The sequence below is a fragment of the Colwellia sp. 75C3 genome, from assembly GCF_002836255.1.
Lineage (GTDB): Bacteria > Pseudomonadota > Gammaproteobacteria > Enterobacterales > Alteromonadaceae > Colwellia.
In genome coordinates this window covers 687,207-710,748 of the sequence record NZ_PJAU01000033.1, presented here as the reverse complement: position 1 = coordinate 710,748, position 23,542 = coordinate 687,207, and the positions used below count along the sequence as shown (strand labels likewise).

Below are 23,542 nucleotides of genomic sequence, written 5' to 3'. Positions count from 1 at the left end.
AACGAGGAATAAATAATGTCAGATATGACCCCACGTGAAATCGTTCATGAATTAGATAGCCACATTGTTGGCCAAAGTGACGCCAAACGCGCTGTTGCTATCGCCTTAAGAAATCGCTGGCGTAGAATGCAATTAGACAAGGGTTTACGTAACGAAGTCACCCCTAAAAATATCCTTATGATTGGACCAACCGGCGTTGGTAAGACTGAAATTGCTCGCCGTTTAGCTAGACTTGCCAATGCGCCATTTATTAAAGTGGAAGCGACTAAGTTCACCGAAGTGGGCTATGTAGGCAAAGAAGTTGAAACCATTATTCGTGACCTTGCTGATATGGCAATAAAAATGGTCAAAGAAAATGAAATGGATCGTGTAAAACATCTTGCTGAAGAAGCCGCTGAAGAACGTATTTTAGATGTGCTTTTACCTCCTGCACGTGATGGCTTTGGTAATGATGAAGAAAGCAGTAATAGCAATACTCGTCAAATTTTCCGTAAAAAATTACGTGAGGGTAAATTAGACGACAAAGAAGTTGAACTTGATTTAGCTGCACCTTCTGCCGGTGTTGAAATAATGGCTCCGCCAGGCATGGAGGATATGACTTCTCAATTACAAAACATGTTCCAAAATATGTCTAGTGATAAAACCAACAAACGTAAACTTAACATTAAAGATGCCCTTAAAGCTTTGCAAGAAGAAGAAGCGGCTAAAATTGTTAATAACGATGACATCAAGCAAAAAGCTATTTATGCGGTAGAGCAAAACGGCATTGTCTTTATCGATGAAATTGACAAGATATGTAAGCGTGCTGAGAATTCAGGCGGCGGCGATGTCTCTCGTGAAGGCGTCCAACGCGATTTACTACCATTAGTTGAAGGCTCCACGGTCAGTACTAAACACGGTATGATTAAAACTGATCACATTTTGTTTATCGCCTCAGGCGCCTTTCAAATGTCAAAACCATCTGACCTTATTCCAGAACTACAGGGTCGTTTGCCAATTCGTGTTGAATTACAAGCACTAACAGCTGATGATTTTGTTCGTATTCTAACTGAACCTTTTGCTTCACTTACTGAACAATATATTGCATTACTCGCAACTGAAGGTGTTACGGTTGCCTTTACCGATGATGGTATTAAAGCTATTGCAGATTCGGCTTGGCAAGTTAATGAGACTACTGAAAACATTGGTGCTCGTCGTTTACATACTATGATGGAGCGTTTAGTAGAAGATTTATCATTCAATGCAGACCAACGCAGTGGTGAAGTGATCAGCATAGATAAAGCTTATGTTACTAAAATATTAAGTGAAGTCGTTAAAGATGAAGATTTGAGTCGATTTATTCTTTAGTAGTCTGGTGTTAGCTAAGATAATCAAAAATTATCTTAGCTAAATAAAATAAAAGGTTCTTTACTGCAATGAAAATAGCCCGTTTTATTATAGATAATACCCTACATAATCTGACTATTGAGTTCTCAGCTAGTGCAGCGATAAAAAACACACAACTTAGCTTTGAATATTTGCGTGTTAGCTCCCCAGCGAACTCAACTAAAAAACCAAAGACCAGTCAAGTTACCGCTCATAAAAAGGATATATTGTTAGTCAACATTGAGAGCGTCGCAAAGCATGGTTATCGCTTTATTTTTGATGATGAACATAGCGCTATTTATAGTGAAGACTATGTCCAAACATTAGCTTTGGAATATGAGATTCGTTGGCAGAGTTACTTAAATGAGCTGAAGACCAGTGGTCATTCCCGTGAAACTATGATTAATTTTAAACAGTTATAATTAGCTAATTTAGTCGACTCAATATAATCGCTTTATGTTTTCAGCCCAATAAAAAAGGCCCTAACCTTCAAAAGAGTTAGGGCTTTTTTATTTACATCATTTCCAAGGTAAGTCTACACATTAGTTTAAACTGTGAAGCGACTCACTTCTGTCGTTAGCACTTGTGCCTGTTGAGACAACTCTTCACTCATCTGCTCATTTTGTTTCGCTGAGTTACCTGATTGCTCTGTCACATCTCTGATCATCACTACGTGTTGATTAACTTCTGAGGCAACAGTACTTTGCTCTTGGATGGCAGTGGCTATAGTACTATTCATTTCCATTATTAGCGAAACGTCTTGTGCTATTTCATCGAGCATAGCACCGGCTGAACTCGCTTGCTCCGCACTTTCTTTTCCCTGATTACGGCATTGCGCCATTAAGATTACAATCTCTTGAGTACGTTTTTGCAATAGACCAATGATGGTTTCAATTTCTTGAGTTGAGTCTTGAGTTCTACTCGCAAGCGTTCTGACTTCATCAGCAACAACAGCAAAGCCTCGACCTTGCTCACCCGCTCTAGCAGCTTCAATGGCGGCATTTAAAGCAAGTAAGTTAGTTTGGTCAGCAATACCACGAATAACATCTAATACTGAGGCAATGGTGATGCTTTCTTTTTCTAACTCCTTGACTACATTTTCTGAATCTAACAATTTCGCAGATAGCTGACCTATTTGTTTTATTGTTTGCTCTACCCCTGTTTTACCTTTTCCAGCATTGCTATTTGTTAGCTCGGCCTTATGAGCTGCTTCTCGAGTATTAGTCGCTATTTCATCTACCGTTGCGACCATTTCTGTGACCGCTGTAGCAACAAGGTCTGTTTGCTGCATTTGAGTCTCAACACCTTCATTGGCGTTATAAATATTTTCAGCCAAGCTACCTGTTGCGGTATTAAGTGTGACAACTGAGTGATTGACTTCAACAATAAGTGAACGAAAATTAGTTAACATATGGTTAAATACTTTAGCCATTTCAGAGAGTTCATCACCACCGCTAACGTCTATTTCAGTGGTTAAATCATTGCTCTGAGCAATTTTGTTCATGGTAAGTTGTAAGTTGCTAATTCGATCTAAGATACTTTTGCCAACGAACCAAGCACTCGCTAAAGCCACCAATAACACAATAAAAAACAAACTGTAAGCTAGAGTATTTACATAACTCACACTGTCTTGCACTGCCTGTTCACTTTTAGTTAATAGTTTTTTAAGTTCATTATCAACTTGATGAACTACACTACGCATTTCCTTGATTACGCCCATTTTTTCGTTATAACCCAACTCTCTTTGAGCCATAACTAAATTGGAGAAAGCGGTTTGATAATCTTTGGTAAGCTTACTAACTTCCTGCTTTTTAGAGGACGAAAAATTACTCGATTGAACACTGCTAAGTAACTTACTAACATTACTTTTAAGTTTATCTACATATTTATCATCTAGACGTAGCATAAAATCTTTTTCATTACGTCTCAGTTGTAACATTTCACTTCGTAAACGGTAATCATCATTACCAATAAGCTCTTCCACATTATGAACAGCAGCACGAAGTTCCCCGTACAAGCCAGATTTAGCATCTAGGCCGATTTTCTTTTGCAAGGTAACAACGTTAGTAAACTGTGTTTGATATTGAGTAAGAATATTACCCATACTAGCCAATTCTGGTATTGATAAACCAATATCTGTAAAGTCTGACGATAATCGCTTAATTTGAAAGTGAGCTTCCTTTATTTTACTTTGAAACTTATCATCATACTTCAGATTCTTACGGGCAAAAAAATCTTTTTCTTCACGCCTTAATTCAAGTACAGAAGCTTTAATATCACCTATACCCTTTGCAATCGATATATCATGTTGTAATGCTGAACTTGCATAATTCAGTAATACTAGCATTAGGCTCATTGCCAACACTAGGATGCCGGTATTAATGATTAGTTTGTGTTTTATGAGCATAGAATTTTACCTTTAAAGTTTAATCTAAATAATATAAAAATTGATAGTGGAAAATTTAGCTTATCCTTAGCCCATGTAACTTTACCTTTCCTCTGTAGTGTATTGCTATGAAGACAGCGAAATACAAAATACAACAGAAAAAGGAAACCTACTCAGCCTTCCTCCTTCTAGTATAGACCTGTATCGGTAACTATCAGATTTTTGTTAATATTTTTTTATATTTTTATATTTTTATACTTTTATACTTTTTAATTTTTAATTTTTAATTTTTTGTTTTTTGTTTGTTTATTGATAACTTATCGTTAAATACTGCTTATTTTTAGATAATAGCAAAATCCCAGACATGCTCGTGATTACAATATACATGCCTATTACTTTATTGTTTGAGAGCTAATTAAGGAGAGTTATTTGATTAAATAATTGGAGTTTATAAGCTTAGGTATAACTTTTATTTAACCTATTTCCTTTCAAGATACCGCGCCAATTTTTCTTCAGGCAGTGGTCTGCTAATATAATAACCTTGTACTGCATCACAGCCTAAATGACGTAGTAAATTGAGTTGTTCTACTGTTTCAACACCTTCAGCTAAAACTCTTTTACCTAATCCATGTGACAGATCGATCATGGACTTAACGATAGTAAGATCTGAATCATTGCTTTCCACTTCTTGAATAAAGCTTCGATCAATTTTTATTTTATCTATCGGCAAGTCTCGTAAATAGGCCAAAGACGAATAGCCTGTGCCAAAATCATCAATGGATACTTTAATACCCATGCTTTGCAATTTAATAATACTATTCATTGCCCTAGTAATATCAGTCATAACAACGTTTTCAGTAATCTCTAATTCAATATATTTAGAAGGGATACCATATTTTTGCAATAACATTTGCATATTAGTAACCAGTTGCTCATCTTGAAATTCAACAGCGGTTATATTCACAGCAATAGCTACACGACGTTGATATAATTTAAACCAGCGTTCACTTGCTTGGCAGGCTTTGGTTAAAATATAGTTATCAAATTCATTATGCATACCCAAAGCTTCCATCTCAGATAAAAACTCACTCGGCGGAAGCACGCCTTTCTCAGGGTGCTGCCAACGCACTAACGCTTCGACACCCTCAAGCTTATTCGTTAATAAGTTTAATTGCGGTTGATAATATAAAATAAATTCATCATTTTCTAATGCCAATCTTAACTGCTTCTCCATCAAGACTAAATGTCTACCTTGTGCTTGCATACCGTCTTCAAAAGCAACTGTTGGTATATTATTGGTTTCTGCATGATGCAGCGCAAGGTTAGCTTTTTGTAGTAAATCTTCTGATTTATCGGCATCACCTGGATAAAAGCAATATCCGACGCTAGCTTGAATTTTTATTTCTTGCTGCTCATAGTGGAAACAACGTTCAATAAGTTCATGAAGGTGGTCTACGGCTCGATCGACATGCGATAGCTGTTCAAATTCAATGACAAACATAAATGAGTCACCACTTAAACGACCTACCGCTTGTGGAATGAAAACACTATGATTTAGACGATTGGCTATCTCCCCAAGAATATAGTCCCCTATTTTTAAGCCATAAGTATCATTGATAAATTTAAACTGTTTTATATCTAGTAAAAAAATTGCCAGCTTTACTTGGCTCTTATTTACTTTATTTGTCTGTGTCAGTTCAAGCATTTTATCTGACAACTTCGCCATCACTTGCTCACGATTAAGTGCTCCCGTTAATGAATCATGTTTACCAAGGTATTGTGCTCTATTTATAGCATTTAAAGCTGCAAACCTTTCAGCACCTTGCATCCAAATGAGTAAAGTAAAGCCAAGGATGCTATGTGCAGCAACATCAAAATACAATAGGAATGACTCTAGTTGACGAAACCAGGGTTCTGTTAAAGCCACAATGGATATAAAAGAATATATTAAGTACCGTAAGCCAAACGTGGCCGAAAAATACATTAAGACTTTACTTGAAAAATAGCTTTTTTTATCAAATAAAAGGTAGCTGGCTAAAGAAAAGAAAGAGCAACCAAAGATAAAACTAGGGAGGCTAACGGTTAAATAAAAATGGTTAAATGCTTGGCTGGAATCAAAGGCAAATAATACTGTAGTGACAATACTGAGTACGACAATTACAGCGAGACTTCCCCTTAATATCTTCGGAGGTATTTCCTTATTCGTTTTTGCATTAAAAACGCCACACCCAAGGAAAATCAGGAAGGAATATTGGAAAATCTGAAGTAGTAATTCCGCTAGAATCAGCCAATAATCACTTGAAAGGTGGCTAGTAGAATAAGGTATAATAGATTTGATTAAATAACTAAGGCATAGCGCGCCAATACTTACTAACCAATATTTAACGTATTTACGAAGAAATGTACGATAATAAGTATAAAAAACAAATAATAGCACTGAAAAAACCACGGCTTGCGTCGAAAAAAGAAATGTCCGGGGTGTTATAAATTCGATCATAATACAACTTTAATCATGGCTATTAATGTACCTTTTTGAACGAATATACTTTTAAAGTGTGTTTGGTTCTAGTGCCAAATCATTAGTGCTATTAAAAAGGCTTTTACCTTTAAATTCAAGTAATACCCGTAAATGAAATAAAATATATAATAGATTTTATTTCATCAGAAAATTATACATTAGCTGAACTCTTTATTTTATAACAAAAGGTCTCTTACCTCTCAGCTAACCACCTGTATTATAGGTGTTTAGTTCAGTTCAGTTGATACTATTGATGCGACTCAATACTGAGAGGGCCTATTAATGTAAGTATTACACAATGTGCTGAGAATACGACTAGGAATGGATGATTTGTTATAGCAGTGTCGATTTGTAGAATATATCGACATTCCTAACCAATCATTAATGGTAACAACTGCTATAGGTAAGTAAGCAAAGTATTTAGCAATAAATGCTGCCATTAACTCTACCGAGGTTACCGTGTTCGCTGATGGCCATATCCATGCTGAGAATACCGAGAGTATATGATCACAAGAAGTACTCGATATTGAATAAAGTAGGACTAATAAATAGATGGTCTCGCTTCTGGAGGGATAGATCCTGGGTGCTGTAAGTACCATTTCTCTAACCATATTTCTATTTCGTCAGGAACAACTCCTGAATGAATAATATCTCCTTGAATTAACTCTCCACCCATAGTTATATAAGCTTCTGACGCATCATGCCTATCAATATCGGTGCCTACAAGGGGGATTTTCATACTACGAGTTAAAGTAACAAGTGCATTAGTTATTGCCTTATCTACTCGATTACTACTGTCGTTACTTAATTGCTGACAATTGATTTTAAGTTGATGAATCGCCATTTTCCTTACATAACGTAACGACTCATAACTACCTGAAAAATTGGCAATAGAAATTTTTATATCCAATGACTTAAGCTGATCAATAATGACTTTTACTCGGTTACTCGCACTAATCATTACATTTTCACTCAATTCAATCATTAAGTATTTACCTGATATTTTATGCTGTTGCAGTTTTGTCTCGATGTAATCGACTAGATCCACCTCAAATAAACTTGCACTAGACAAAGTAACAGAAATACGTTGATACACGCCTATATTGTGTAAACTTTCAAGAGTATTAAATGCTTGTTTTAACATCTGCTTTGTCAATAGATACAATTCACCACTATGCTCAGCAAGCTCGGAAAAATCATAGAGTTCTAATGGTTTAACCAGCTCACTTTCATACCAATGAACCCTCAATTGGAAGCCTACAATATTGTGGTTATTAATATTGACTTGTGGTTGTAAATAACAAAACAACTTCTCTTCTTTAATATCTTGACGTATTGCCTCCATCCTAGCGAGCTGACTTTGGTTATAAACAATACTTTTTTTATCAAAATAATTAATGGCTTGCTGTTTCTGTAAACCATTTAATAAAGCATCGCCTGCATGGGCGATAATTTCATCAAAGTTATCGCCATGTTCACCTGAAATAGCAATACCAAAAGCGAGTTCAAAATTCAAAGAGAAACTCTTAAAACTCATAGCATTAGGGACAGAGTCAGCTAATTGATGACAGAGTTCATCAAGCATAATTTCATCATCAAATCGACTATCGGTTAAGTTATATACCACCAAAAATTGTAAACTCTGTAAACGAGCAATACGGACAGGCTCAGGACTAAAACCAAAACTTAACAAACTTACATTATCAGAGATTTTTTGCTGTAAACAGTATGCAAGCTGTAATAATAACAAGTCAGAATTATGATGGCCCAATAAACTATTTACTTGCTGGAAATTAACTGGTTTGAAGACCACAGTAGCATAACGTTGTCCCGTGTTAGACTTGATGGCCGCTTCAAAAGTTCTTTGAGCTTGCTGTGCTGTTGGTAAGTTAGTGGTAGGATCATGGGTATAAGAAAACAGCTCTTCAACACTAATAATTTCAGTATCCGCTTTTACAACCGTTGAACTGAATGATTTTTGAATGAATAATAGAGCTAAAACAGTCGCGGTGATAACCGCAACAAGATAGCTAATAATAGCAATCAAGCTGATCGGAAAATTTTCACTGTATTGTTGTGCAAAAAGCGTAGATAGAGCAACAATTACAATAAGAATAATAAATAGTAAAATGTACTTGGCGTTAAAACGACTCATATTTAACCCCCCATCCTAGGAAATTTCATCAAAGTAATGCCCTAGCCTATTAAAAATATGACCTTTTGTACAGATATACCACGTTATTAAGCTGTTATATTAGGAATGACAATTACTTTTCTTGTCTTTGATAGGTCGACTGGAGTTACCTTCATCTATTGTAAGCAGAGCATCAACTAAAAACAGGAACCCGTTGAGGTTATCACTAGACCAATAACGTTTTAATTTTTTATCGCTGGTTACTATCAATGCTACGAATTTTTTATAAGCCGAACTATCCTGGTTTGCAAAACACTTCTGGCTAACCGATTTTAGTCGACCTTTTCCTTTTAGACACTCCCTAAATACAATGCTGTAATTGTTAATTAATGGACTGATTAATTCTGTATGTAGCAAAAGTTGTTCGTCATCGTTGGCTTTAGCATACGCTTTTAAACGTTGTAATTTTGCTTTAGAGAACTCTTGCTCTCGCGTGGCAACGAGTGTAATAGACTCCACTAATAATTTATTTTCCTTACGGGTGGCCAAACTTTCACGTTGCTGACTTATTAGCTGTCTTTGCAGTTTTTCTGCGCGAAAAAAGAAGTAGATACTAATGAAGACAAAAACAACGGTTATAACTAAAACAAAAAACATTACGATACCTTAGACTGGTTAACTTGCTCGATATTAACAGATTCAGCAATACGTGCCAAAAAGAGATATGGGTCAATATCTTTAAAATCAGGAGTATTCAACGAGTATTTCATCGTTACTGAAAAATCGCCTAAGTTGGCAAAAGCTCGTGTATTTATAGCTTGCACCAGATTATCGAGTTTAACACTGACTTCTTGACTACTTTGATGCTCAAATAATAACAGATACTCCCCCTCATTTAGCAAGCCCGCATAATCAAATTCAGATATGTGATCATTGATAAGGCTGGCGATTTCCTTCGTCACCTCATTGATGCTTTTTTTATTGAAGTGAAAAACAAGTTCCTGCCAATTGTCTACAATAAGATAACCAACATTTAGAGAGTATTTAAACTGTCTTGCCTTCTGAAAGGCTAATTGATAATTAAACTTTGTTTGCATGGGAGCAGCTATTGCATAACTGGGTTTTTCCATTTCTTCATAGGCCAGGTTCATTTTTTGTGCTCTTAATCTCAAAAAGAAGCCCACTAAGGTGACTAATAATAAACAAACTAAGGCCGACAAACTTGTGATGATGACTCTTTGTTTTTGATACTTTTCAGTAAAACTACTCGACAGCTCACTACTTTCTGCCAATTTTACCGCTAGCCTTTTCGACTCTTCAATTGGCTCTACTTTAAGTGCCTGCCCCAAAGCTAAAAAAGGAAATCTTTGCACTATTTGGGAGGATTTATTCTTGTCTTTAAGCTTATCAAGCAAGACTTGACTATGCTTTTCTTGCCAGCGATAAGCAACTTGATAGTTTTTTTTCACAAAGTGCATTTCAGCAACCATTCGATAAAAACCTGCATACTTTAATGAGATATCCTTGCCATCAAGAAGTTTTATTACTTCAATTAATAAGTTATAACCATCAAGGGTTTGCTTAACGCTCAACTTTGCGCTTACCAAAGCCACAGAAGTCTCTATACGTTCAGATTGAATATTATGTTGGGAAAATATTTCTATTGCTTGCTGTAAAGGCACAAGTGCTTGATGAAATTGTTTTTGTTTTATTAAGGTAAGGCCTAATCCCTTATTTGCATGAGCAACATTAATAGGACTATCGCTCTTTTGAGCTGCCTTTTTAGATTCCCAATAGGCATTATATGCATCATCAAAGCGCTGCAAATTAAAGTAGGCATAACCTAAGTATAAATAGGTTTGAGCAATATTATTTTTTTGTCCCATTTCAAATTTTGATTTCAATATTTTTAATTGCATAGTTAACGATGTTTGATAATCACCTAGATGATGATAGGCCAAAGCTAAAATAGTCAATAATTCTATATACTCTGTCAATTCACTTTTACTGATCCCCTGTTCGACTTGCTGTAAATCAGCTAAAGCACCTTGGTGCTTTCCTAACATTGACAACGCGACACTGCGATAACTTAACGAAAGTAATTGATACTTAATGCTCCCTGTAACTTCACTATTTTTTACTGCTACTTGGGTTAATTCTAGTAACTTTTTATAATGCTTCCTGGCAATATAAACATCAGCTAACTTCAGCAATAACGCTAATTTAACTTTTTTATCTAGACTATTCACTGCTAAGCCATGTTGAGCAAACTCGAATACTTGGTTTATATTTCCTTGCTTACTAGCTCCCCTTGCTGAAAGTAAATAGACTTTAGCGAGGATATCATTTGAGTAATGTTGTCGATTATTAATGATTTTTTCCAATAGGTATTTCACTGTATCCCTATCAACCATTTCATCATTTACTTTTAATAATTTCTGCACTTGATTGCTCAGTATCGCTTGCTCAGGCGATGACTGTGCAAAGGCTGCAGTCACTATAAAAAAAGACAATAATTGCACTTTAAAAGGAAAAGTCATGAAAAGAAATAACCGTTTTATCGCCATATTCATACCATTAGTTATTGAAAAACAAAGTATTGGATACAATACAGTGCAACCTAATATTACTTTTTACTATATTTACCTTATAAAGGTAAACAAAAATAGTATTTTCTGTTTACATTTATAGAATTCATCCTATAATAACTGTAGTTGAGCTTCAAAGCTTGCTAAGGGCAAATCTAATGAAAGTTAGAGACGCAAAGTTACCGGTCTAAAGGGAAACCTATGATAGCGGGACTGCCAAGTTTAGATATAGTGGGGGCTTATCTCAACTCGATAGCTCACTATCTGTTTCTTCCGTTCTCTTTGCGTCGCCCCCCTCTTTATTTTCAATATAACAACTCTTTCCTGTTTATATAAAAGAAATAACTCATCGTAGTAAACTACTAGAGCCTAACACAGCATATTTCTATATCAGGCACTTTATAAAAGTAGTTATACCAATTGCTCTAAATAAGTGATCATCTTCAAATACCCTAACGATCCAACAACGTCGTTACTTTCATTCCAAATAGTATTACCCCGTATTTTTAGATTGTTGAACGAGGGATTTTTTCTCACTAATATAATGCGTTATTATTTTATCCAACATAGTTAATGGCATTGAACCACGCATCAATAACTCGTCATGGAAATCTCGTAAATCAAAATCCTCGCCTAAAGCTTGTTCTGCTTCTTTTCGTAAACGCTTAATGGTTAACTCACCCAGCTTGTAAGATAACGCTTGCCCTGGCCATGAGATATAACGATCTATTTCCGTTTTTACATTATGCAGTGATAAGGCGGTATTATTAGCTAAAAAATCCATTGCTTGAGTGCGACTCCAGCCTTGCGTATGCATACCTGTATCTACAACTAAGCGACAGGCTCGCCACATTTCATACGTTAAACGACCAAAGTTATGGTAAGGGTCTTCATACATACCTGCTTCTATACCTAGGTATTCAGAATACAAGCCCCAACCTTCACCAAAAGCAGAGATGTAGGTTCTGTTTCTAAACTTCGCTACATTCTTCATCTCTTTTGCTAACGATATTTGTAAGTGATGACCTGGTACTGCTTCATGAAGTGTCAGTGCTGTTAAAACATAAAGTGGTCGACGATCTAATCTATAAGTATTGACCCAGTAATTCCCCGGTTGGTCATCTCGTGATGATCCTGCGTATCGTCCTGTTGTATATTTAGGCGCTATATTAGCAGGCACAGCCATTACACCATATGGAGTTCTTGGTAACGTCTTAAATAATTTAGGTAATTTGGCATCCATTTTCTTAGCAATAAAGGAGGCTTCTTTTAATAGCTCAGTTGGTGTCGTGGCATAAAATTGGGGATCGGTACGTAAAAATTGCACAAACTCACTGAAGCTACCTTCAAAACTAACTTGTTCGATGATTTCGTCCATCTCGGCTCTGATACGCTTAACTTCAGACAGTCCCTGTTGATGAACTTGCATTGCCGTCATAGGTAAAGTGGTATAGTGCTCTAGTCTATTTTGATAATATTCATTACCATTAGGAAGTGACTTAGCGGCAATATTATCACGAGCATTAGGCTGATATTCATTAACCATGAAGTCATAATAGGCCTGATATGCCGGCATAACTTTAGTGATTAAAATCTGCTTAGCTCTTCGCTGCAAGTCATCTTGTTGGCTAGGGGTAATAAAAGCTGACATTTTGCTAAAAGGTAAATAATAACTACTCTCATAAATATTTTCTTTTATGTAAGCCGCAATAGAATGTTCAAATCCCTCAAGCACTATTTTAGGCTGACTAATTCCACTTTTCAGTCCTAGTTTCATCCAATGGATTTGTTGGTCAAAATATCGAGGAAGAGCCGATAGACGTGCTAGATAATCTTGATAATCCTTATAGGTTTTAAAATCAACTTGCTTTGAGATATTTGCTATCCAGACATGAAACCCTGACTCTGCAGTAAGAGGCATGTAATGCTCTTTATTGGTGTAACTATCTAGCTTGTTTTTTAAACTGTATACAAGTACCGATAAGTTAATCTGATTTTCTTGTGTTAACTTTTCATTATCTAATGCGGCTAACTGCTGATAAATAGACAAACCTTGCTGATACTTAGCATGTAAAGAATCTGCCGACAAATCGGGTAATTTAGCGTTATTACCCACAACATCTGGTTGATTGAATGGGCTTGATTTTAGATAGAATTCTTCATGAACTTGGATAATACTAGCTAATTGTTGATCAGCATTAATACTGTTATCTGTTGTGCTAGCAGCATTACTGTAATTTATATGGCCGATATTAATCAGTAAGAGCACTAGGTAAGTGGCTACATTTTTCATTGATAATACTCAAAAATAGGAAGCGGCACGATAATAGCTATTCATGCCTTAAATAATTTGTATATTTAATGTTATACCTACTCTACTTATAGATGTAGAGCAGGGTTCAAGTTATAGTTTGAAGAGAAGCTCTCTATATACTTTTAACTCAGATATTGACTCTTTGATGTCATCTAGCGCCAAGTGAGCGCCAATTTTAACTACCGATTTTAAGACCTCTGGTTTCCAACGTCTTGCCAGCTCTTTAATAGTACTAACATCAATATTACGGTAATGAAAATGATCTTCAAAATCAGGCATATACTTATTAATAAATCGTCTATCTTGGCCAATACTATTACCACACATAGGTGATTTACCTTGAGGTACCCATTCTTGTACAAAAGCTAAGCTTTGCTCAGTTGCTTGCGCTAAGCTCACCTTGCTGTCACGACAACGTTGAGTGAGACCAGAATTTCCATGATGTTCAATACACCACTCACTCATATTATCTAACACATCATCGCTTTGATTGATGGCAAATATTGGTCCTTGCGCTAAGGTATTTAAATGGCTATCGGTGATAATGATAGCGATCTCTAATATCACATCCTCTGCTGGCTCTAATCCTGTCATTTCCAAATCAAGCCAAATTAAATTGTTATCATTACCCGCCATAAACTTCCCTTAAAAAAAAATGCATAAACATTGGTATATAATTGTTAGTATATACCCGTTACCACTCAAAGTGCAGGATTTCAGTGGGAATTAAAATGACTTTAAGCAAGGCAAATTATTTAGGCATAGTCATTCTATGGTTTAATTATTTAACGCCGTATAAAGTCATTTTAAACCCATCGAAGAAGCGCTTGAGCAAAATCACTTCATCGTTGCTGTGATTTATAAGGGAATAACCATTATTTCATCACAGCGCCTTGAATTGAAATTGCTCAAGCACTCTGAAACATGCATCTTGATTGATAACGGGTATATACCCGTTACAACCAAGTCGGGTCAAAATTAAATGTTGGATCAAATTAAATCGTATGAATAAGTCACTTGTCTAAGGTAAAAAAACTGACCAAAGGTCAGCAAAGGCGCATTAAAGCCAATCATGATAATAGATTACATGGTAAAACCACTAAAAATAAAGATAAAGTGCAATGGGAAGATGACGACTTAGGCACTCCTCAGCAAGGCGTTATTATTAGTCGATTTGGACAACATGCAGATGTCGAAAGCGAACTTGGTGAAATATACCGTTGTAATTTACGTCGCTCTATTGGCTCGCTTGTCTGTGGAGACAAAGTACTTTGGCGTCTGGGCAGAGAAACTCAGCATAGCATCACAGGTATAATAGAGGCCGTTCATGAGCGTGACTCTGTACTAAGTCGTCCCGATGTTTATGATGGTGTTAAGCCTATCGCGGCAAATATCAGTCAAATTCTCATTGTTTCTTCTGTGTTGCCCGTTTTTAATAGCGATATTATTGACCGTTACCTAGTGGCTGCAGAGCAAACGGGTATTACGCCTGTTATTGTACTCAATAAAACTGATTTATTAGACAGTATTAGCGCTGGGGAACAAGAGAAAATAGCTAAACAACTAAAAATTTATAAAGATATTGGTTATCAAGTACTTTACGCGAGTAGTAAATCCCGTGATGGTATAAGCGAACTAAAAATGCAACTTACACAGCACACTAGTATTTTTGTTGGTCAATCAGGTGTTGGCAAATCAACGTTAGTTAATGCCCTCATGCCAGATTTAGGGATACTAACAAAAGAAGTCTCAGATAACTCAGGTTTAGGGCAACACACCACTACCGTAGCACGCTTATACCACTTTAATGAAGGTGGTGATTTAATTGACTCACCTGGTATTCGCGAGTTTGGTTTATGGCATTTAACGCCAGAACAAGTTTGTCATGGTTTTATTGAGTTCTCCGACTTTCTTGGTTTGTGCAAGTTTAGAGATTGTAAGCATCAAACAGACCCTGGCTGTGCCCTAATAGCGGCAGGAGAAAAGCAAGAAATCAATCCTGCTCGCCTAGCAAGCTTTCAACGTATATTAGCTAGCCTCAATGATAATAAATTAACCTCACGTTTTAATAATTAAGGAAAAATGAGTGTCTTCACAAAATAATCTTAGCGATAAAATTAAAATCACCTTGCAGTACATCATGCCTAAACACGCTATTTCACGTTTAGTAGGTAAATTAGCGGCTGCAAAAATGGGTTGGTTGACTACTAAGCTTATCAAGCTTTTTATTGAGTCTTATGGTATCAATATGAATGAAGCCAAGCTTAAAAAGGCTAGCGACTTTGATACCTTTAATAACTTTTTCACCCGTGAATTAGAAGAAGGTGCTCGAACTATTGATAGTAGTGAAAATGCCATATGTTATCCCGTTGATGGTGCGATTAGCCAACAAGGTGACATTATCGACGGGCAACTTATCCAAGCAAAAGGTTTCAATTACAGCTTAAGCTCTTTACTAGGCGGTGATGAAAAAACAGCAGCACCTTTTCAAGGTGGAAAGTTCTCTTGTATCTACTTAGCACCAAAAGATTATCACCGTATTCATATGCCAATGGCAGCTACTTTACGTGAAATGATTTATGTTCCAGGGGAGCTATTTTCAGTTAATCCTCTTACCGCTCGAAACGTGCCTGATCTTTTTGCTCGAAATGAACGTGTTGTTGCCATTTTTGATACTGAAATGGGTGAACTTGCCATGGTATTGGTTGGTGCAACGATTGTTGCCAGCATAGAAACAACTTGGGGTGGCACTATCACTCCACCGGCAGGAAAAGATATATTCAGATGGCAATACCCTAAAGATGGAGAAGATGCGATTACCTTTAATAAAGGTGATGAGATGGGTCGATTTAAGCTAGGTTCAACCGTTGTGAGCACCTTCGCACCTAAAATGATTAGTGAATTTGCAGAAAATGCTGGACCGGGGACTGTCACTCGTCTTGGCGAGCTTTATGCTAGCCTCAATAAGGGCGAAAAATAGTTACCAATAAATAGTCACCAAACAAAACGGTTGCTCATTTACTGTACTCGATATAAGCTAAGACTAAATACGATCGCATTCGTATTTAGTCTCTAACTTATAAAACTATCGAATAAGGATATGTACATGGCGCATGAAAATTCTGCAGTCAAACCCACAGAAGCCGAGTTAACACTACTCAATGTGCTTTGGAAGATGGGTCCTGCAACGGTAAGACAAATTCACGATGTAGTAAGTATTACACAAAAGACTGGCTATACCACCGTATTAAAAATACTCCAAATTATGCATGAAAAATCACTGGTCATCCGAGATGAAAGTAATCGTGCTCATATTTATGCTACAGCTAACAGTCAAACACAAACGCAATCATCACTGATTAAAGACTTAATAACTAAAGCTTTTGGTGGCTCAACTTCAAAGTTAGTGATGCGCGCTATCGATGATTCAACTAGCGATGAAGAAATTAATGATATTCGCCAGTTATTAAACTCTCTAGACAATAAAGAGTAAAATTAACTTTAACTATGTTTGAGCAATTATTTAACAGCCCTTTTTTATATAGCTTATCGCTAACCCTAGTGCATTTTTTATGGCAAGGTTTACTCGTGGCGCTTATCTTAAAGTCTTTGTTATTTATAGTTGATAAAAACAAATCAAAATTACGATATACCTTAGCTACCTTAGCGATGTTAGCAAACGGCGTACTTGCTGTACTAACCTATACCATGGTCTACCCTGACACAAGTTCAGGCATGAATAGTAACCTAAGCCCTATCCCACTCACGAGTTTAGTGAATGAGTTAACCCAGCAAAACCCTTTATTTACTTATCAAGAATTACTGCCTTCGATATTAGCCCACTCATTGCCTTATCTTTCATTATTTTGGTTGGCTACAATTACGATCCTTGCCAGTAAGTTACTTATTGAGATTCGTAATGTAAATAATTTGCCCCGCTTTTCGAGCGTTTCTCCATCTTCGGCACTGAGTAAGCGCTTTGATGAATTAGCCAAACAGATAAAGCTAACTAAAACGCCAAAATTACTTATTTCCTTAAAAGCTGAAGTTCCCATGGCTATAGGGTGGTTAAAGCCGGTAGTGTTATTACCCGCAAGTATGGTGACAGGGTTAAACTCAGCTCAACTTGAAATGCTTATTTTGCACGAACTTGCACATATTCGTCGTCATGACTATTTAGTTAATTTTTTGCAAACACTTATTGAATTGCTATTTTTCTTTCATCCAAGTGTGCATTGGATCGGCAAGCAAATGCGTAACGAGCGTGAATATTGTAGCGATGACATTGCTGTGGAGCATTGTGGATATGCAATAGCGTACGCACATACTTTGACCGATACCGCTTCTTTATGTTCAAAAAATCACTTCCATACCATTCCAACTATGGCTATGGCTGCATCTGGAGGTGATTTAAAGACCAGAGTACTTAGGCTTGTTGATCATCACTGTGCACCAACGAACAATACCAGTAAATTTCTTGCTGCCATGTGTTTGTTTTTGACGCTAACATTACTGAGTATTAATCAATTACTAACAATGCCTTTTGCCCAGCAGCTAAATAATCAATTCCCGTGGCAAGACACTCTTAACAAGGGCGCTATCAGTGCAAATATGAGCGTAATCGGCCTAAATAAAGCCGATATAACAAGAAAAAGTACCCTACTAAAAAATGACTCAATAGCTCAGCAATTATTAAGTCGAACAAATACACCGACTCCGAGCTTTCTTGTAGAGAAAAGCAATTATCAAAACATATCTGACTACGGAATAGAACAAGAAATCACACTAACGACAGCGGCTATTGAGCCTTTAACGCCCAACCACAAAGAAGATTTTATTGAAACCGTAAAAGAAATAGCTCTGCAGAGACAGCTAACGACAACGGCTGATGAAGATCAAAAAACAAAATTTAGATATGAAGAAAAACAGACTAGTTTGACCGTAAACATGTTGGATACAAATAAAACAATTGCCCTACTCTCACCTGTAACACCTGCAGCTATTGAAGTAGAAGACATTTTAAGCTCAAGCGCTAGCAAGAAAAAACTGGCAGTTATACCAGCACAAACCCAAATGATTTTACCATCGATAACAACTGAAAAAACAAGTGTCGATACTGTCTTACTTGAACCTTTTAAAAAGGGAAATAAGCAATTATCACTTGCATATGATAAAGGCTTAAAAATCAAAGAAGATCCATATCGCCAACTCACCTATAATGAAGAAATCAACACTTTGTCAATGCAAAATAATCTGTATCAAGCTTCCCATAATACTAGAGACCTAAAAAGTCAGCCAAATGAAACTAGCCAAATAATAGAATCAAAGCATGAGACATTACCGATACCAAATACATTAGAAGCTAAGTTACTGAATTCTGTTAATCCAATATACCCAAGCCTTGCAAAGCGTAGAGGCATTGAAATGGAAGTAACAGTAGATTTCACAATAGATAAGAGTGGTAGGGTAATTGATATTAATTTCGCCCAGCAAAGTAAGCTTGTATATTTTAAATCCGCTATTCGTTCAGCGATCCGAAAATGGAGATTTACTCCTGCGACAAAAAACAACCGTAAAGTTGAAAGTAAGATGACCAAAATATTCTCTTTTAGCTTACACGCCTAATCGCCATTAAATACTGACATTCAAGTTGATCTATATCCAAAGTACATTAAGGTAATTTGATATAGAAGGGGGATATATTTGAGTAAATACCATCCATTTAATCCAGAAGAAAACCTCAAGGATAAGCTTCCCGATAAAATCACTTACTTTTGGCAGCAAGGGTTATTTGACTCATTTTCTGGAGTAGGCGAAGTAAACATCCATTACGCCCAGTTCATTCAAAAACAGACTGACCTCCAAACGATAGTCGTTGTGCCCGGCCGATGTGAAAGCTACTTAAAATACCAAGAGTTAGCATTTGATTTATACCATCAAGGCTATAATATTTTTATTATTGACCACCGAGGTCAAGGGTTATCTGGGCGACTTCTGCCAAATAGGGAAAAAGGTTATGTCACTAAATTTCAACATTACATCGATGATTTACAGTGTTTTATTGAGGATATAGTTACTCAACAATGTTCAGAAAAGCCCTACCTATTGGCACACTCAATGGGTGGCGCCATTGCAACACGTTTTATGCAAAATTTTCCCTATACAATTAAAGCGGCAGTTATATCATCTCCTATGTTAGGGTTTTATTCTGCTTTAATACCCCAGAACATAGCAAAAGCACTGGTAACTATTAAGCTCCGACTCAATAATATTATCAGTAAAACACCTTGGTATTTTATCGGACAAAAGAACTATTCCTCTGTTAGTTTTACCGAAAATAAACTTACACACTCAAAGCACCGTTACAGACACTTTGTCGATTTGTATAAAAATAATAAACGGATCCAACTAGGTGGTGTGACTACTCATTGGTTAGCAGAGTGTATCGCAGCTCAAAAAGAAATCTTTGCTCAGATATCTCAACTTAAAACTCCTATTTTGTTACTGCAAGCTGGTAGCGATACCGTAGTTTGCCAACAAGCACAAAATGATTTTTGTCAGCAATTATATGCGTCACAACCACAGTCGTGTCCAGGCGGACTACCCAATAGAATTGAGCATGCCTACCATGAGTTGTTTTTTGAGACGGATGATTATAGAAACCAAGCAGTAGCACAAAGTATTGCTTGGTTTAAACAGCACAACTAGCAGATTATTTCACAGCTTACTATTCAAAATGACAGCCCTAGCACTCATGAATAGTAACGGCTGTAAGCTATAACTTATTTTTACTGTTCATTTTGCACTACTGAAGTAGGGTCTTGGTGAATAAATACCTCACAAGGAGCGAGAGCACTGCAAATTCCGGCTTCAATCTCATCGCCAATGCTATGTGCTTCCAACAACGATAAATCATCACTCAGCTCTAAATGAAATTGAATAAATTTTTGTACTCCCGATTGCCTTGTCCTTAATTCATGAATGCCTATGGCTTGCTTATGGCTCAAAACAATCGTTTTAATTTTGGCTAATTCTTCATCACTTAATTCACTATCCATTAATTGCGAAACACTTTGCACCATAATTTGACCCGCACCAAAAACAAGATATAGCGCTACTAATATGGTAAAAACACCATCTGCTTGTAACCATATCCCCTGACTCAATATAATTGCCGCTAAAACCCCTAGATTGAGGAATATATCAGACTGGTAATGCAATGCATCACCACTAATAATAATGGAGCCTGTGCGCTTTATTACGTAGCGTTGAAAAACAACCAATATAAGCGTTAAGACAATAGAGATGATTGTTACCCAGATAGCCACTTCACTCTTTACAATCACCTGCGGATTAAGGAGTCGAGATACACCATTAAAAATAAGTATAATGGCAGAGCCAAGTACAAATGAAGCTTGCACCAAGCCAGCTAAACTTTCAGCTTTACCATGACCAAAACTGTGCTCTTTATCTGCAGGAGCTAAAGCAAAGCGTAAAATAACAATACTCATAATTGAAGCAAATAAATCTAAAATAGAGTCAGTAGTTGAAGCCAGCATGGCGCTTGAGTCAGTTACCAGCCAAGCATACAGTTTTATCACCACTAAGATTAAAGCGGTAGAGGTAGAAAATATAGCGGCTAAACGCACCCAAAATGCATAATCGTCTGTTGAGTTTTTTGTAACCATGCCGGATCCTTGGAGAAAAATTAAGAACTGAAAGTTATTATTGGTTATAATAACAAAAATTTTACCACATGATGATTGTTATGCTAGATGTTGTTCTTTTTCAACCACAAATACCGCCAAACACCGGTAATATAATCCGTTTATGCGCAAACTCAGGTTTTCGTTTGCACTTAATAGAGCCATTAGGTTTTGATTTAGAGGATAAAAAACTACGTCGAGCTGGTTTAGATTACCATGAATTTGCAGCGATTCAGCGCCATGCAAACTTCAATGCTTTCATGGAGAAAGAGCAACCAAAGCGAGTATTAGCGATTACCACCAAAACTAATAACTTCTATGGTGACGTCAACTTTGAAGCCGGTGATTATTTATTGTTTGGTTCAGAAACAGCTGGCTTACCTGAAGAAGTGCGTGTACAAATCCCTGATAAAGATAAAATTAGAATTCCGATGCTAAAAGAGAGTCGTAGTATGAATTTATCAAACGCAGCGGCAGTAATCGTTTACGATGCGTGGCGTCAGCTAGGTTTTCCTAACGCGGTATAAGAAGTGCATTTTAAGATAGGTAAAGTAATACGCTAATAAAAAAGCTGTAAATCAAGTAGCTCCGATTTACAGCTTTTTTTGTGTGTTTCTTCACAATATCTCTTTATAGAATAAAGTGATTATTCAAATTTCTTATCACGAGATAGTAAATCAGCAGCAGCTAATTTTGCATCTTTTCCGCGATAAAGCACTTGATATACTTGCTCAACAATTGGCATTTCCACACCATGTCGCTGCGCTAGCATATACACTTCTTTCGTATTTCTGTAACCTTCAACTACTTGGCCAATATCAGCAATAGCTTGTTCTGCTTCACTACCCTGACCTAGTGCTAAACCAAATCGACGGTTACGCGATTGATTATCAGTGCAAGTAAGTACCAAGTCACCTAAACCCGCCATGCCCATAAAAGTAGCTGGCTCAGCATTTAATGCTAAACCTAAACGGGTCATTTCAGCTAATCCTCGGGTAATTAACGCAGTACGCGCATTTGCACCAAAGCCAATGCCATCTGCGATGCCTGCGGCAATAGCGATAACATTTTTAACCGCACCACCAAGTTGTACGCCAATAAAGTCTTTATTAGAATAAACTCGAAAGCGTTTTTCACAATGCAGTAAGTCAGATAATTCAGCGACAAAATCATCATCTTCAGAAGACAATGAAATAGCAGTAGGTAAACCTGAAGCCATTTCTTTAGCAAAAGTAGGTCCTGATAACACAGCTAAAGACACGTTATTACCAAGAACCGTTCTAGCTACATTTTGCAATAAATCACCTGTCTGAGGGTCTAAACCCTTAGTAGCCCAAGCAATTTTAGTATTAGCCGTTAACATAGGCTTAATTTTCTTAAGCATATCGGCAAACGCATGGCTTGGCACAACAACTAGTATATTATCGCTCGCTTGCACGGCCTTTGTTAAATCACTTTCGAGAATCAAGTTTCCAGGAAAAGGGCAGTCGGCAAGATATTTATTGTTTTCTTTATCTTGCTTCATTGCGGCGACATGATCAGCGTCACGACCCCACAATAGTGTTTCATGACCATTTCGGGCTAAGCAGATTGCTAAGGCGGTGCCATAAGACCCGGCCCCAAGCACTGTGATTTTCGCAGCTAAAGACATATACAACCCTATTTATAAGCTAATGTTATTTTCGGTATTATGATTAGTGTGTTTCGCTGCTTTGTGCGATATTTTCTTGTGTAGCACGTTGTTGCACATAAGAAGCATACAAGCCTTCAAAGTTAACAGGCGTTAAATTAAATTGTGGGAAAGAACCACGATTTACTAAACTTGCTACAGTTTCACGAGCATATGGGAACAATGTTGTAGGGCAAAAAGCACCAATAGTATGAGCTAATTGCGCTTCAGGTAAATTACCAATAGTAAAGATACCTGCTTGTTGTACTTCAGCTAAAAAGGCAGTTTTATCTTCTACTGTAGCAGTAACCGTTACTGATAAAATAACTTCATACGTATTATCAGCTAACTTAGTAGAGCGCGTATCAAGATCTAATTTAATTTCTGGTTTCCAATCTAATTGAAATATAGCTGGAGAATTAGGCGTTTCAAAAGAAACATCTTTAGTATAAATACGTTGAATTGCGAACTCTGGAGATTGTTGTGCTGCTTCACTGTTCTCTACTTCATTTTCTTCGGCCATGAGAGGCTCCTTTATTATAGTTTTTTTAATTGAATTTATTATTACTTATTGAATTTATTGCTATTTAGCTTCGAGAAGCCCATCTAATTGGTTATTTCTTTCTAAAGCGACTAATTCATCGCAACCGCCAACAAGCACATCATTAATAAATATTTGTGGCACTGTATAACTACCATTACTGCGTTCGATCATAGTGCTACGCATAGCCATATCACCATCAATCTTAATTTCATTATAATCTGCCGACTTACTTTTTAATAAGGCAAGAGCATGAGTACAATAAGGGCAGTATGCTTTGGTATATATTTCAACTTTTGCCATTTTATCACTCTTTATTTA

19 protein-coding genes and 1 riboswitch are annotated in these 23,542 nt (G+C 36.7%); of the genes, 8 read left to right on the top strand and 11 right to left on the bottom strand.

The genetic code is table 11. The features are described 5' to 3' along the window. Positions 1 to 15: 15 nt before the first annotated feature. Entirely contained in the window at positions 16 to 1,347 is a 1,332-nt protein-coding gene (gene hslU / locus CXF85_RS07470) for an ATP-dependent protease ATPase subunit HslU (RefSeq protein WP_101227871.1), read from the top strand. Positions 1,348 to 1,415: 68 nt separating this feature from the next. Further along, on the top strand, positions 1,416 to 1,787 hold the full coding sequence (locus tag CXF85_RS07465; RefSeq protein ID WP_101227870.1) for a gamma-butyrobetaine hydroxylase-like domain-containing protein: 372 nt from the start codon (positions 1,416 to 1,418) through the stop codon (positions 1,785 to 1,787). Positions 1,788 to 1,912: 125 nt separating this feature from the next. Here CXF85_RS07465 and CXF85_RS07460 read toward each other — a convergent pair whose 3' ends face one another. The 7 genes from CXF85_RS07460 to orn form a co-directional block, all read right to left on the bottom strand. After that, entirely contained in the window at positions 1,913 to 3,772 is a 1,860-nt protein-coding gene (locus CXF85_RS07460) for a methyl-accepting chemotaxis protein (RefSeq protein ID WP_101227869.1), read from the bottom strand. Between the two features lie 457 nt (positions 3,773 to 4,229). Further along, positions 4,230 to 5,678 carry a putative bifunctional diguanylate cyclase/phosphodiesterase gene (locus CXF85_RS07455; protein WP_198555529.1) on the bottom strand — a complete coding sequence of 483 codons (1,449 nt, stop codon included), beginning with the start codon at positions 5,676 to 5,678 and terminating at the stop codon, positions 4,230 to 4,232. A gap of 1,132 nt (positions 5,679 to 6,810) precedes the next feature. Next, positions 6,811 to 8,424 (bottom strand): EAL domain-containing protein, encoded by a 1,614-nt coding sequence (locus CXF85_RS07450; protein WP_101227867.1) that lies wholly within the window; start codon positions 8,422 to 8,424, stop codon positions 6,811 to 6,813. 99 nt (positions 8,425 to 8,523) lie between these two features. Next, complete coding sequence (locus CXF85_RS07445) at positions 8,524 to 9,060, bottom strand: hypothetical protein (protein WP_101227866.1); 537 nt, start codon at positions 9,058 to 9,060, stop codon at positions 8,524 to 8,526. Beyond that, on the bottom strand, positions 9,060 to 10,925 hold the full coding sequence (locus CXF85_RS07440; protein WP_232771122.1) for a tetratricopeptide repeat protein: 1,866 nt from the start codon (positions 10,923 to 10,925) through the stop codon (positions 9,060 to 9,062). Before CXF85_RS07440 ends, CXF85_RS07445 begins: the two co-directional genes overlap by 1 nt. A 204-nt stretch (positions 10,926 to 11,129) precedes the next feature. Beyond that, positions 11,130 to 11,212: riboswitch (cyclic di-GMP riboswitch) on the top strand. A 272-nt stretch (positions 11,213 to 11,484) separates the two neighbouring features. Next, positions 11,485 to 13,284 (bottom strand): DUF885 domain-containing protein, encoded by a 1,800-nt coding sequence (locus CXF85_RS07435; protein ID WP_101227865.1) that lies wholly within the window; start codon positions 13,282 to 13,284, stop codon positions 11,485 to 11,487. 111 nt (positions 13,285 to 13,395) lie between these two features. Further along, positions 13,396 to 13,941, bottom strand: coding sequence for an oligoribonuclease (orn, locus tag CXF85_RS07430; protein WP_101227864.1), 546 nt, complete (start codon positions 13,939 to 13,941; stop codon positions 13,396 to 13,398). Positions 13,942 to 14,322: 381 nt separating this feature from the next. On the opposite strand from orn, the gene rsgA reads away from it, so the two are divergent. The 5 genes from rsgA (at position 14,323) to CXF85_RS07405 (ending at position 20,013) form a co-directional block, all read left to right on the top strand. After that, entirely contained in the window at positions 14,323 to 15,381 is a 1,059-nt protein-coding gene (gene rsgA / locus CXF85_RS07425) for a small ribosomal subunit biogenesis GTPase RsgA (protein WP_101227863.1), read from the top strand. Between the two features lie 10 nt (positions 15,382 to 15,391). Beyond that, complete coding sequence (gene asd / locus CXF85_RS07420; RefSeq protein WP_198555527.1) at positions 15,392 to 16,285, top strand: archaetidylserine decarboxylase; 894 nt, start codon at positions 15,392 to 15,394, stop codon at positions 16,283 to 16,285. A gap of 126 nt (positions 16,286 to 16,411) precedes the next feature. Beyond that, positions 16,412 to 16,798: a BlaI/MecI/CopY family transcriptional regulator gene (locus CXF85_RS07415; protein ID WP_101227862.1), complete on the top strand. Its 387-nt coding sequence runs from the start codon at positions 16,412 to 16,414 to the stop codon at positions 16,796 to 16,798. Between the two features lie 14 nt (positions 16,799 to 16,812). Next, positions 16,813 to 18,930 carry a M56 family metallopeptidase gene (locus CXF85_RS07410; RefSeq protein ID WP_101227861.1) on the top strand — a complete coding sequence of 706 codons (2,118 nt, stop codon included), beginning with the start codon at positions 16,813 to 16,815 and terminating at the stop codon, positions 18,928 to 18,930. Positions 18,931 to 19,008: 78 nt separating this feature from the next. Continuing rightward, positions 19,009 to 20,013: an alpha/beta fold hydrolase gene (locus tag CXF85_RS07405; protein WP_101227860.1), complete on the top strand. Its 1,005-nt coding sequence runs from the start codon at positions 19,009 to 19,011 to the stop codon at positions 20,011 to 20,013. A gap of 80 nt (positions 20,014 to 20,093) precedes the next feature. Here CXF85_RS07405 and CXF85_RS07400 read toward each other — a convergent pair whose 3' ends face one another. Then, positions 20,094 to 20,993: a cation diffusion facilitator family transporter gene (locus CXF85_RS07400; RefSeq protein ID WP_101227859.1), complete on the bottom strand. Its 900-nt coding sequence runs from the start codon at positions 20,991 to 20,993 to the stop codon at positions 20,094 to 20,096. A gap of 80 nt (positions 20,994 to 21,073) precedes the next feature. Here CXF85_RS07400 and trmL point away from each other — a divergent pair, with 80 nt between their 5' ends. Beyond that, positions 21,074 to 21,538 (top strand): tRNA (uridine(34)/cytosine(34)/5-carboxymethylaminomethyluridine(34)-2'-O)-methyltransferase TrmL, encoded by a 465-nt coding sequence (gene trmL, locus CXF85_RS07395; protein WP_101227951.1) that lies wholly within the window; start codon positions 21,074 to 21,076, stop codon positions 21,536 to 21,538. 119 nt (positions 21,539 to 21,657) lie between these two features. On the opposite strand, the gene gpsA is transcribed toward trmL, so the two are convergent. The 3 genes from gpsA to grxC are packed head-to-tail and all read right to left on the bottom strand — an operon-like array spanning position 21,658 to position 23,524. Beyond that, on the bottom strand, positions 21,658 to 22,662 hold the full coding sequence (gene gpsA / locus CXF85_RS07390; protein WP_101227858.1) for an NAD(P)H-dependent glycerol-3-phosphate dehydrogenase: 1,005 nt from the start codon (positions 22,660 to 22,662) through the stop codon (positions 21,658 to 21,660). A gap of 43 nt (positions 22,663 to 22,705) precedes the next feature. Then, positions 22,706 to 23,203 (bottom strand): protein-export chaperone SecB, encoded by a 498-nt coding sequence (gene secB, locus CXF85_RS07385; RefSeq protein WP_101227857.1) that lies wholly within the window; start codon positions 23,201 to 23,203, stop codon positions 22,706 to 22,708. A 60-nt stretch (positions 23,204 to 23,263) separates the two neighbouring features. After that, entirely contained in the window at positions 23,264 to 23,524 is a 261-nt protein-coding gene (gene grxC / locus CXF85_RS07380) for a glutaredoxin 3 (protein WP_101227856.1), read from the bottom strand. Positions 23,525 to 23,542: the final 18 nt, after the last annotated feature.